Annotated in this window: 8 protein-coding genes; 1 reads left to right on the plus strand and 7 read right to left on the minus strand. The window is 61.3% G+C overall.

The features are described from left to right. Positions 1-8: 8 nt before the first annotated feature. The 7 genes from ACCD02_RS21285 to glnE all read right to left on the minus strand — a co-directional run bounded on the left by ACCD02_RS21285 (position 9) and on the right by glnE (position 9,696). Positions 9-1,454, minus strand: a complete 1,446-nt coding sequence (locus tag ACCD02_RS21285; protein WP_413306133.1) for a lipopolysaccharide kinase InaA family protein — start codon at positions 1,452-1,454, stop codon at positions 9-11. Positions 1,455-1,578: 124 nt separating this feature from the next. After that, positions 1,579-2,343, minus strand: a complete 765-nt coding sequence (locus ACCD02_RS21290) for a lipopolysaccharide kinase InaA family protein (protein WP_413306136.1) — start codon at positions 2,341-2,343, stop codon at positions 1,579-1,581. Positions 2,344-2,497: 154 nt separating this feature from the next. After that, positions 2,498-3,304 (minus strand): lipopolysaccharide core heptose(I) kinase RfaP, encoded by an 807-nt coding sequence (rfaP, locus tag ACCD02_RS21295; RefSeq protein ID WP_413306138.1) that lies wholly within the window; start codon positions 3,302-3,304, stop codon positions 2,498-2,500. Further along, positions 3,301-4,425, minus strand: a complete 1,125-nt coding sequence (locus ACCD02_RS21300) for a glycosyltransferase family 4 protein (protein WP_413306140.1) — start codon at positions 4,423-4,425, stop codon at positions 3,301-3,303. The genes rfaP and ACCD02_RS21300 overlap by 4 nt, the downstream gene beginning before the upstream one ends. After that, entirely contained in the window at positions 4,425-5,489 is a 1,065-nt protein-coding gene (gene waaC / locus ACCD02_RS21305) for a lipopolysaccharide heptosyltransferase I (protein WP_413306143.1), read from the minus strand. Before waaC ends, ACCD02_RS21300 begins: the two co-directional genes overlap by 1 nt. A 2-nt stretch (positions 5,490-5,491) precedes the next feature. Further along, a complete protein-coding gene (gene waaF / locus ACCD02_RS21310; protein ID WP_413306145.1) occupies positions 5,492-6,526 on the minus strand; it encodes a lipopolysaccharide heptosyltransferase II in 1,035 nt (344 codons plus the stop codon). Between the two features lie 221 nt (positions 6,527-6,747). Then, entirely contained in the window at positions 6,748-9,696 is a 2,949-nt protein-coding gene (glnE, locus tag ACCD02_RS21315; protein ID WP_413306147.1) for a bifunctional [glutamate--ammonia ligase]-adenylyl-L-tyrosine phosphorylase/[glutamate--ammonia-ligase] adenylyltransferase, read from the minus strand. 382 nt (positions 9,697-10,078) lie between these two features. On the opposite strand from glnE, the gene aceE reads away from it, so the two are divergent. Next, positions 10,079-12,724, plus strand: a complete 2,646-nt coding sequence (gene aceE / locus ACCD02_RS21320) for a pyruvate dehydrogenase (acetyl-transferring), homodimeric type (protein ID WP_413306150.1) — start codon at positions 10,079-10,081, stop codon at positions 12,722-12,724. The last annotated feature ends 16 nt before the right edge of the window (positions 12,725-12,740 follow it).

Consider the following 12,740-nt stretch of genomic DNA (forward strand, 5'->3'; position numbering starts at 1 on the left):
CGCCCCACTCAAGCCACAGGCACCTTCGGCAGGCGCTGCTCCAGCAATTGGTGCAGCGCGCTGTCGACCGGCCAGTTGCGCATGAAGCGCGCCCGGTCCTTGGCGAAGGCTGAGGCAAAAGCGCTCTGGGAGCGGTGCTGGCACATGGCATCGAGGTCGATCATGGCCCAGCGTCCTTCATGCCAGAACAGGTTATGGCCCTTGAAATCGCCATGGCTGATGCGCTCGCGCAGCAATTGCGCGAACAGTGTATCCAGTGCCTGCAATTCATCTTCCGGCACCGCGCCCGATTCAACATAAGGGGCGAAGCGTTCGATGATGTCCGGCCCCGGCAAAAACTCAGTAATCAGATACGCCTTGCGCCGCAGGCCCATGAAGCGCTGCTCCTGCAATGCCAGCGGCTTGGGCGTGGCGATACCGAGGAACGCCAGACGATTGCCCTCACGCCAGGAATGCCAGGCCCGGCTCGGGCGCCAGAAGCGCTTGAGCCAGTGGCTGAAGTTCTTGATGTTGTAGCGCTTGATCACCAGTGCCCGACCCACCACTTCGACCCTCGCGACACTCGCGGCGCCGCCGGTCTTGTACAGGTGTCCCTGATCAAGCAGCGCATCAGACTGGGCCAACACCGGCAGCATCGCCGCTTCTTCTTCGCGACGAATCGCCCGCAGTTCGAATGCAGTGTCCTTGACGCTGAACAGGCTGCAGTCCCGGGTACTCTTGTCGAGAAAGTCTTTCAGACGCCAGTCACGCACCTTATCGATCTGCTTTTGCAGGGCTTCCAGCGGCAGGGCGTGCTCGCCGTTGCTGAGCAGGTAATACACCAGCAGTTCTTCAGTAAATGGTTCCAGCGAACGCGGCAACTGGGCAAAGAAAACGCCGAGATTTTCCAGGACCTTCTGCCGCGACAAGGGTTGCCCAGCCTGCTCGGCCATGACCCCGCCGCCATCGATCAGATACAGTTGGCCGTTGGCGCGCATCAGGTTGTCCAGATGCAGATCGGCCTGCCACAAGCCCTTGGCATGCAACTGGCCGATCGCCGCCAGTGCCTCGCTGAGCACCGCGCTTTGCTCGTCAGCCAGGGCTGGCAGGTCTTCGACAGCAGCCCAGGCATCGCCCAGGCCCTGGGCATTTTCCAGCAGCTCGAATAACAGCCAGCCGCCTTCGCCTTCGCGCAAACCGTCAGCCAGCAGCAAGGGCGTGGTCATGCCTTGTTCGGCCAATAGCCGGGCGCCGTCACGCTCACGCTGAAAATGCCGCGCCGCCTTGCTGCCGACCAGTAACTTGGCCAGCACCGGCCGTCCGCGCCAGACCCCTGCGCCGACGTAACGCTGGCCCGGCAACACCCGCAGCAAGGTCAACAACTGCAGCTCGGCAGGCCCGGCGGCATCGGCCAGGGCCAGACTGATCGGCAATGCCGGGGCACGCCCGGCCGACTTGAGTTCAGACAAACGCATCAGCGGGGATTCTCGTCAAAAAACACATAATCAATGAGCTCTGCATTCCCTGTGGGACCGGCTTCAGCCGGGAAGGCGCCTTCCCGGCTGAAGCCGGTCCCACAGAGTTTGTTGCGCGATAGTGTCAGGCACTGTGCTGCTCACGGCGCTTGTGGCTGCCGCGCTGGCCCAGGCGCTGGAACCAGGTATCGGCCTCGGCACTGTTGCTGTCGCCATGCAGATACACCGCAAGCAACTCGCGAATATCCGCCTCCTGCCACATCGGCGCACGCCGCAGCAGCGGTTCGAGATCCTTGATACGGTCGCGCTGGCCGAACAGGATCGGCCGGGTCTTTTCCAGGTCGATCAATTGCGCGCGATAAGCGTTACCCACCGCCTGCAGGAAGATGTGCTTGGGATAGAAGCAGCCATGGATCTGCCCGGCGCCGTGCAGCGTGCGCGCCAGTTGCCCGCAGGCTTGCAGGATCGCCCGGCGGGCAGGCGGCGAGTGCTCGGCCCAGCCCTGCAACAGCGTATCGAGATCGGTCCAGCCGTCCAGAGCGCGGGTCATCAGGATCGCCCGACGCTCTCCCTTGATCTTCTGCTCGCCAAAGAACACCGCCTGCAGCGCAGGGATGCCGAGCTTCTGATAGCGGCTGATATTGCGGAATTCCCGGGAAAACGACGGCTCACCAAACGGATGATGCAAGGTATGGGTCAGGTAGTTGCTCTGGCGCTTGAGGTAAAAACCGCTGCCCTCCAGTTCCAGACGAAACACACTGCTCCAGCCACCGCGCCCGGTGTTGGGCTCGTCAACCGCGTCGAGCTGAACATCCCACAGCGACTGGAAATCGGCCAGACCGTGGCGGGCCAGCAAGGGCTGGTCAGTGCCTGCAATGAAGTGGCTCATTTGGCCCTCGTCTCAAACAACACAAAATTATCGAGTTCCTGTGGGACCGGCTTTAGCCGGGAAAGCTCACTCCAGGCCAACGCCTTCTTTGCGGCTGAAGCCGGTCCCACATAAGCCGATCCCATTGCCCGGTAAAAAAGGCCAACCCATACCCTCACAACGCATCCCCATAGCGCAGCTTGCGCTGATACAGCTTCTCGGCCTTGACCTCCAGCCATTTCAGCAGCTTCGCCTCTTCGGCCAGGATCTGGCGCAGCGGCTGCTGGAAGTAGCCCTTGAGAAAGCGCAGCTTGTCGCGCCTGGTCAGGCCAATGTCCAACGCCGAGAAGTACAGCGCAGCCAGGTCCTTGTTGCGCCAGCGCGGGGTGATCACCCGGCGGGTCTGTGCGCGGTGCAGGTCGATCACCGAGAGTTTGAAGTCTTCAGGCGTCACCGGCTTGTCTGTATGGAGCAAAAAGTGGCAGATATAACAGTCGCGGTGATTGACTCCTGCGCGATGCATCATGCCGACCAGTCGCGCCACTTCGGCAATGTATGCCCATTTCATGCGCGGTTCGGGCGGCTGGTTGCGCCAGTTGATACTGACGTCTTCCAGGCTTTCGGTCGGGGCCAGTTCTTCGGTGACGATAAACGAATGCTGTTCGGCCGGATTGCTGCCGCGCTCGCCATAGGCCACGGCGGTCATGGTCGGCACACCGACTTCATGCAGGCGCTCCACGGCGTCCCATTCCTTGCCCGCGCCCAATACCGGCAGCTTGGCGGTGATCAGGTTCTTGGCGATTTCGCCCCAACCGATGCCGCGATGGATCTTGACGAAATAGCCGCGCCCGTCGACCTCGGTACGCAAGGTGCGCCGACCATCGAGTTCGCGATAGACCTTGCCGTCCAGAGCCTCGACGGCTTCGAACGCATCACGCTCGCGCCACAGGCTCTTGAACGGTTCCGCAAGGATCAGTTTCATCCGTAGTGCTCCGCCAGAATCACATCCGCAGCGTGCTGCGGCATGCTGTAAAGGTCTGCCGTCTCGGCATAGGCCAGACCGTTGCGCCCCCAGTTACCGCGCGCGGCGTTGTCCTGGAGCATACGGCTCAAGTAGTCATTGAGCTGGTGTTGCTCGAACGGCTCATCCAGCACCAGGCCACTGTTGGCCTCGGCAATGTAGTGGGCATAACCACACACCGCGCTGACCAGCACCGGTAGCCCGGCCACCAAAGCCTCCAGCAGAACAGTACCGGTGTTTTCGTTATAGGCCGGATGGATCAGCACGTCGGCACCCAAGAGGAAGCGCGGGATATCGCTGCGCCCCTTCATGAAAGTCACGTGGTCGCCCAGACCCAATGCGGCACTTTGCAACTGGAATACCTTGGGGTCGTCCTGGCCGATTACAAACAGCCGCGTGCGTTTTTTCAGCTCCGCAGGCAAGGCCGCCAGGGCCTTGAGGCTGCGGTCCACGCCCTTGGTCTTGAAGCCCGAGCCGATCTGCACCAGTAGCAGGTCATCGTCGGCCAGACCGAACTCCTTGCGGAATTCGGCGCGGATCTGCGGCGCGTCGCTCGGCGCGCGGCGGTCCTGGGCGATGCCCGGCGGCAGCAGATGGAAGCGCTGCAGCGGCGTCGCGTAGTGCTTGATGAACAGCGGCTGCTGCACTTCGGAGATCATCAGCACCTGGGTTTTCTCGTCCTTGCCGAACACTGAACGTTCGTATTCGGCGAAGTGGCGATAGCGGCCCCAGTGGCGATACAGCGAGTGGCGCAGGTTCTGCGCCTTATCTTCGAAACAGCCATCGGCGGCGTAGTACACGTCCAGACCCGGCATCTTGTTGAAGCCGACCAACCGGTCCACCGGACGCTTGGCCAGGTCGGCGTTCATCCAGTCGGTAAGCTTTTCATTGCGTCGATGGTTGAACAATGCCTTGACCGGCGCCACCAGCACCTCGAAACCGGGCGGCACATCGCCTTCCCAGATCAGCGTGTAGACACGGATCTGATGCCCGCGCTGCTGGCATTCCAGGGCAATGCGCATGAAGTCGCGTTGCAGGCCGCCGAAGGGAAAATACTTGTACAGCACAAAAGCCAGTTGCATCAGCCTGCTTCCTTTGCCAGCAACAGCGCGCCCAGTTGGCTCGCTACCCGCTCGGGATTCAAACGAGTGAAGCACACTGGCCACTCGCGTTTTAGGTCCAGCCGCGCCTGATCATCGGGCGTCGGTTGATAGGTGCATTTCTTTTGCAGGCAGGGCGCGCACGCCGGGTAGTCGCCGGCCAGATGCACCTGGGACTTGCCGTAGGCGCCACTCAGGCCTGGATTGGTCGGGCCGTACAGCGACAGGGTCGGTACGTCGAACGCAGCGGCCAAATGGCCGAGACCGGTGTCCACCGCCACGCAGGCCCGGGCCTGGGCCAACACTTTGGCGACCCCCGCCAGATTCAGCTTCGGCAGCACCTGCGCCTGCTCCAGCCCCTGGGCAATCCGCTCGGCGCGCTCGCGCTCAGCGGCATTGCCCCACGGCAGGCGCACCTGCAGCCCCTGGGCGATCAGGCGTTCGGCCAATTGCCGCCAGTACAGCTCAGGCCAGTGCTTGGTGGCCCAGGTGGTGCCGTGCAGGAACAATACGAAAGGTGCGCCATCGGCAGCTTCGACCAGGCGGCTGCGCTGCAAACCGTAATCACCGGTGGCCGCAGGCACTTCATAGCCCAACGCCTGGGCGAACAGTTGGCGCACCCGCTCCACCGCATGCTGGCCACGCGGCACCGCATAACCTTGCTTATAAAAGCGGCTGGCCATGGGCTCCCGGGCCGAATCACGATCCAGGCCCACCACTGGCGCGCGGGTATAACGGGTCAGCCAGGCACTTTTCAGCAGGCCCTGGGCGTCGATCACCAAATCATAAGGGGTATCACGCAAACGTTGCTTGAAGCGTTTCCACTCACCGCTGCGCCAGGTCTGCCACAGGTTTTTGCGCCAGCGGCGAATCGCCACCGGAATGATCGTGTTGACCGCCGGATGCCAGCCGGGGATTTCGGCAAAGCCTTCTTCCACCACCCAGTCAAACTCAATGCCCGGCACGGCGCGTGCGGCATCGGTCAGGGCAGGCAAGGTGTGGATCACATCGCCCAGTGACGACGTTTTGATCAGCAGGACCCGCAAAGTCAGATGACCTCCAGCGGCTGGCCGCCTACGCGCTGCAGAGCTTCAAGCACCGGCGCAGGCTCCAATTGGCGCATGCAGTTGTAGTGGCCGAAGCGGCAGGTGCGCTCGAAACAAGGGCTGCATTCCAGCCCCAGGCGCACGATTTCCACCTGATCGGCCAGAGGCGGTGTGAAGCCCGGCGACGTCGAGCCGTAGACCGCCACCAGCGGTCGGTTCAGTGCCGCTGCAACATGCATCAACCCGGAATCGTTGGAAACCACGGCATCTGCGCACGACAACAAGTCGATGGCTTCGGCCAGGGAGGTATCGCCACTGAGGTTGCTCGCCTCTTCGCGCAGGCCGGGAATCAGCCGCTCGCGGATGCTCTCACCCACAGGGAAGTCTTTTTTCGAGCCGAACAGCCAGACCTGCCAGCCCTCGCGAATACGCATTTCAGCGACCTCGGCGTAGTGCTCGGCAGGCCAGCGCTTGGATTCGCCGAACTCGGCACCGGGGCATAGCGCCAGTACCGGACGATCCAGGCTCAGGCCGAACTTGGCCAGCGCAGCATCGCGGCTCAAAGGGTCGATACGCAGGCTTGGACGAGGGTAAGGCGTGGGCAAATCAGCGCCGCGCTCATAGGCCAGGGCCATGAAGCGCTCGATCATCAGCGGATAGCGGGCTTTGTCCAGGGTGCGCACATCGTTGAGCAGGCCATAGCGAAACTCGCCACGCCAGCCGGTGCGCTTGGGGATACCGGCGAAGAACGGTACCAGTGCCGACTTCAGCGAATTGGGCAGCAGAATGGCTTGGTCATACTGGCCTTTTAGCGAGCGGCCGATACGGCGGCGAGTGGCCAGTTCCAGTGCGCCATGGCCGAGCGGGAAGCTCAAGGCGGCGCGCACTTCGGGCATGCGCTCAAGGATAGGTCGGCTCCATTCCGGCGCCAGCACATCGATTTCGCACTCGGGATGACGCTGTTTCAGGCACTGGAACAAGGTTTGTGCCATCACCATGTCACCGACCCAGCTGGGTCCAATGATCAAAATTCTCATGCTTTATCCAAAAACGACCAGAAACGATCAGGGAGGCTGATGCCTCCCTGTCATAGCTTTCAAATCGGTGGGCGGGGGGATCAACCCAATCCATGTGGGAGCGGATTTATCCGCGAAGAGGCCGGTAGAACCGACGTATCTCTAGAGCTTGGGATATCCATTCGCGAATGAATTCGCTCCCACAGAATTCGCTCCCACAAACTCAGCCAGACATTTGCGCCTCAACTCAACCCCATCACCGCCCAGATCCGCATTACTTCACGCCGCTCAATCTCGAACTGGTCACCGCGCACGGTCCCGGCCTCTTTCTGCAGGGCCTGGCGGTGGGCGGCGGAGCGGTAGGCTTTATAGGCCTCACGCAGCAGGCTGGCATCGGCTTCGGTCATCAGGCCGAGCTGCTCCAGTGTCTCCAGAATGCGAATGTTATCGGTGTAACGCAGCAGTGCCGGGTGTTCCCTGGACCACGCCAGGGCCGCGTATTGCACCATAAATTCGATATCGACGATACCACCGGCATCCTGCTTGAGATCAAAGGCCGAAGTGGCCAGGAAGGCGTTGGCCCCGGTTCCGGCCGTTGTGCCCTTGGTGCCGAGGTTGTCGCGCATCTTGGCACGCATCTCGCTGACTTCCTGGCGCAACTTGGGCAGATCCCGTTCGCGCCCCAGAATCTGCGCACGAATCCCTTCAAAGGCGACCCGAACATCCGGGCTGCCGACCAGTACCCGCGCCCGTACCAGCGCCTGGTGCTCCCAGGTCCAGGCTTCGTTTTCCTGATAGCGGGAAAATGCGCCCAAGGAACTTACCAACAAGCCCGATGCGCCGGACGGACGCAGGCGCATATCGACGTCATACAGTTGCCCGGAGTTGGTCTGGGTGGTGAGCATATGAATGATGCGCTGGCCCAGACGGGTAAAGAACTGCGCGCCATCGATGGGCTTGGCGCCATCGGTCTCGGCCTGGGCATCGCCGTCGTGGATGAAGACCAGATCCAGGTCCGAGCCATGCCCCAGTTCGATGCCGCCCAGCTTGCCGTAACCAACAATCACGAAACTGGGGTCGCACAGGCTGCCATCAGGCCGCGCCGGGGTGCCGTGACGAGCGACCGAGTGATTCCAGGCCAGGGCCAGCACCTGCTCCAGAATCGCCTCGGCCAGCCAGCTCAGGTAATCGCTGACCTTCATTAAAGGCAGGCTGCCGGTGATTTCCGATGCGGCGACGCGCAGGCCGTGGGCCAGCTTGAAGTGGCGCAGGGCTTCCATCTGCTGCTCAAGGTCGTCTTCCGGGATACGGGTCAGGCGCTCTCGCAACTCGGCCGCCAGCTCCAGCGCCTGGGGCGGGCTGAACAGACGGCTTTCATTGAGCAGCTCGTCGAGCAGCAGCGGGAAACGGGCGATTTGCTCGGCAATCCAGGGGCTCGCAGCGCACAACGTCAGCAGGCGGCGCAGGGCGTTGGGGTTTTCCGTGAGCAGCACCAGATAAGCCGAACGCCGGGCCACCGCCTCGACCAGCGGCAGCACCCGCTCCAGAACAAGGTCGGGATTATCGTGTTCCACTGCCTGGGCCAGCAGGCGCGGAATAAAGGCATCCAGCCGCTCCCGACCCAAACGCTGCATGGCGCGCAATTGCGGGCTGTGGCGCAGATCGGTCAGGCGTTTGAGGGCCTTGGCGGCGTCGGCAAAACCACCTTCGCTCAACTGACGGCAGGCACTCTCTTCATCCTGCGATTCTTCCCACAGCGGCAGCCACTCACCGCCAATGATTTCGGCCTCATCGTCCGGCGCGTCCTCGCCATCCGGGTCGGCGATCACTTGCCGGAAGTGCCAGTCGACCCGACCACGCCAGTACATAAGCTTTTCGTGGAAGGCGGTCCAATTGGGGAAACCCAAGATAAAGGCAATGCGCGCCTGATCCCGGTCGCCCTCGGGCAGCATCTGGGTCTGGCGATCGGCAATCGCCTGAATGGCGTGCTCGGTGTAGCGCAGAAATTCGTAGCCTTCACGCAGTTCATCAGTGACCGCGCCGGGCAGGTAGCCCTGGCCTTCGAGGGTCTTGAGCACCTTGAGCAACGGTCGTTGTTGCAGGCTAAGGTCGCGGCCACCGTGAATCAGCTGGAAGGCCTGGGCGATAAACTCGACTTCGCGGATGCCGCCGGACCCCAGCTTGATATTGTCGGCCATGCCCTTGCGCCGCACTTCCTGCTGGATCAGCTGCTTCATGGTGCGCAGCGCTTCGATGGCAGAAAAATCCAGATAACGCCGGTAGACGAAGGGCCGCAGCATCTCCAGCAACTGCGCCCCGGCCACCTGATCGCCGCCGACCACCCGCGCCTTGATCATCGCGTAGCGCTCCCAATCGCGGCCCTGGTCCTGATAGTACTGTTCCAGAGCGTTGAAACTGAGCACCAGCGCCCCCGCCGAGCCATAAGGACGCAGGCGCATATCGACGCGGAACACGAAGCCATCGACCGTGACCGGGTCCAGGGCCTTGATCAGGCGCTGGCCCAGGCGGATGAAAAACTCCTGGTTATCCAGTGGCCGCTTCACCCCAACGGTCTCGCCGCCTTCGGGATAACCGAATATCAGGTCAATATCCGACGAAAGGTTCAGTTCCACCGCACCGAGCTTGCCCATGCCCAGAATGACCATTTGCTGCGCCAGCCCGCTGCGGCGCCCGGTAGGCACGCCGAACTGCTGGCAATGACGTTCGTACAACCACTGATAGGCCAGATCGATCGAAGCATCGGCCATGGCAGACAGCTCGCGGCAGGTCTGCACCAGGTCCACCTGGCGCGTCAGGTCGCGCCAGATAATCCTCACTTGCTGGCGCGTGCGCTGGCGACGTAGATTACGCCCCAGCTCATCTTCGGTGGTGGCGGCCGCAGTCGCCTCGGCAATCTGCGCACGCATCTCGCCATCGGCGAAAGAGCGCTCCAGCTCGCCGGATTCAGCCAGGTCAATGAGCATCCGCGGATCGCGAATGCACTGCTCGGCGACGAAGTCACTGGCCGCGCATACCCGTTCCCAGGCTGTGCGACGTGAAGCAGGCCAGGCATCGAAAAGCGCGAGGCTGTCATCTTCAAGCGCTACAAGAGCGGTACGTAGCGATTGTTGAACGCGGGATGCGATGGGCAGCAGGATGGCTGGAAGATCAGCCAGCGAAGGTAGGCTCATGGTCTATCCTTGATGGGCGTGCAAAAGGGCTGTCTGCTGCAATGGCAAGTTTCACGCTTCGTGACGGACTGTCGAACAAAAGTCAGAAATTGCTGAAAAACCGAATTTGGCAGCACCCAGTAATGATTTTTTATTAATTGCGAACCATTTCAACCAACGGTAACGTTTTTCTTCACAAGCGGACAGGAGCTTTTTCAGCGTTTCTCTGTAGTTTTACTACTGACCACAGTTTTCGAAAGGCTGAAATGGTCGACGATTTGTAGTAAAACTACACGACGCCGGTACAACCTCCGGTCATCCAAGAATTTATGTCGTCTGCCCACAAGGCCAGTCGCAAACTCAGGCAACCGATTCTGGAAGCCTTTCCGCCCTGGAGCAAGCCATGCAAGACCTCGATCCCGTCGAAACCCAGGAATGGCTGGACGCCCTGGAATCGGTTCTCGACAAAGAAGGCGAAGACCGTGCTCACTACCTGATGACCCGTATGGGTGAGCTCGCCACCAGAAGTGGCTCGCAACTCCCTTACGCCATCACCACGCCGTACCGCAATACGATTCCTGTCACCCACGAAGCACGCATGCCTGGCGACCTGTTCATGGAACGCCGCATTCGCTCGCTGGTGCGCTGGAACGCATTGGCCATGGTCGTCAAGACCAACCTGAACGACCCGGATCTGGGCGGCCACATCTCCAGCTTCGCCTCCAGCGCCACGCTGTATGACATCGGCTTCAACTACTTCTTCCAGGCCCCGACCGACGAACACGGCGGCGACCTGATCTACTTCCAGGGTCACGCATCGCCAGGCGTCTACGCCCGTGCGTTCATGGAAGGCCGCATCACCGAAGAGCAGATGAACAACTTCCGCCAGGAAGTCGACGGCAAGGGCCTGTCGTCTTATCCACACCCGTGGCTGATGAAAGACTTCTGGCAGTTCCCGACCGTTTCCATGGGTCTGGGCCCGATCCAGGCGATCTACCAGGCACGCTTCATGAAGTACCTGGAACATCGCGGCTACATCCCGGAAGGCAAGCAGAAAGTCTGGTGCTTCCTGGGTGACGGCGAAACCGACGAACCGGAATCCCTGGGCGCCATCGCCCTGGCCGGTCGTGAAAAACTCGACAACCTGATCTTCGTCGTCAACTGCAACCTGCAGCGCCTCGACGGCCCGGTTCGCGGCAACGGCAAGATCATCCAGGAACTCGAAGGCGTGTTCCGTGGCGCCCAGTGGAACGTCACCAAGGTGGTCTGGGGTCGTCATTGGGACTCCCTGCTGGCCAAGGACGTCGACGGCATCCTGCAACGTCGCATGGATGAAGTGGTCGACGGCGAGTACCAGAACTACAAAGCCAAAGACGGCGCGTTCGTACGTGAACACTTCTTCAACTCGCCTGAACTCAAGGCGATGGTTGCCGACCTGTCCGACGACGAGATCTGGAAGCTCAACCGCGGTGGCCACGACCCGTACAAGGTCTACGCCGCCTACCACCAGGCTGTTAACCACAAGGGCCAACCGACCGTTGTCCTGGCCAAGACCATCAAGGGTTATGGCACCGGCGCCGGTGAGGCGAAGAACACTGCGCACAACACCAAGAAAGTCGACGTCGACAGCCTGCGCAGCTTCCGTGACCGTTTCGACATTCCGGTGTCCGAAGCCGATCTGGAAAAACTGCCGTTCTTCAAACCCGAAGAAGGCAGCGCCGAAGCCCGCTACCTGAGCGAGCGTCGTGCCGCCCTGGGTGGCTTCGTGCCACAGCGTCGCGCGTCCAGCTTCAGCCTGCCGACCCCGCCACTGGACACCCTCAAGGCCATCCTTGACGGTACCGGCGACCGCGAAATTTCCACCACCATGGCCTTCGTGCGGATCCTCTCGCAACTGGTCAAGGACAAGGAAGTCGGTCAGCGCATCGTTCCGATCATCCCGGACGAAGCCCGGACCTTCGGTATGGAAGGCATGTTCCGCCAACTGGGCATCTACTCCTCCGTCGGCCAGCTCTACGAGCCAGTCGATAAAGAGCAAGTGATGTTCTACCGCGAGGACAAGAAGGGCCAGATCCTCGAAGAAGGCATCAACGAAGCGGGCGCCATGTCCTCCTTCATCGCTGCCGGTACTTCGTACAGCAGCCACAACCAGCCGATGATCCCGTTCTACATCTTCTATTCGATGTTCGGGTTCCAGCGCATTGGTGACCTGGCCTGGGCCGCCGGCGACAGCCGCACCCGTGGCTTCCTGGTCGGCGGTACTGCCGGTCGCACCACGCTCAACGGCGAAGGCCTGCAACACGAAGACGGTCACAGCCACCTGCTGGCCTCGACCATCCCGAACTGCCGCACCTACGATCCAACCTACGGCTATGAGCTGGCGGTGATCATCCAGGACGGCATGAAGAAGATGTTCGAAGAGCAACAGGACGTTTTCTACTACCTGACCGTGATGAACGAGTCCTACGTACAACCAGCCATGCCGGCCGGTGTCGAGGCCGCCATCGTCAAGGGCATGTACCTGCTCGAAGAAGACACCAAGGAAGCGGCGCACCACGTCCAGTTGCTGGGCTCGGGCACCATCCTGCGTGAAGTTCGCGAAGCGGCGAAGATCCTGCGTGAGCAATTCAATGTCGGCGCTGACGTCTGGAGCGTTACCAGCTTCAACGAACTGCGTCGCGACGGTCTGGCTGTAGAGCGCAATAACCGCCTGCACCCTGGCCAGAAGCCGGCGCTGAGCTACGTTGAAGAGTGCCTCAACGGCCGTAAAGGTCCGGTGATTGCATCGACCGACTACATGAAACTGTTCGCTGACCAGATCCGTCAGTGGGTTCCGACCAAGGAATACAAAGTCCTGGGCACTGACGGCTTCGGCCGCAGCGACAGCCGCAAGAAACTGCGTCACTTCTTCGAAGTGGACCGCAACTTCATCGTGCTGGCCGCCCTCGAAGCCTTGGCCGACCGTGGCGACATCGAACCTAAAGTGGTTGCGGAAGCCATTACCAAGTTCGGTATCGACCCGGAAAAACGCAACCCACTGGACTGCTAAGCGTCTGGTCAACATC

Source organism: Pseudomonas sp. Pseusp88 (assembly GCF_047303955.1).
Taxonomy (GTDB): domain Bacteria; phylum Pseudomonadota; class Gammaproteobacteria; order Pseudomonadales; family Pseudomonadaceae; genus Aquipseudomonas.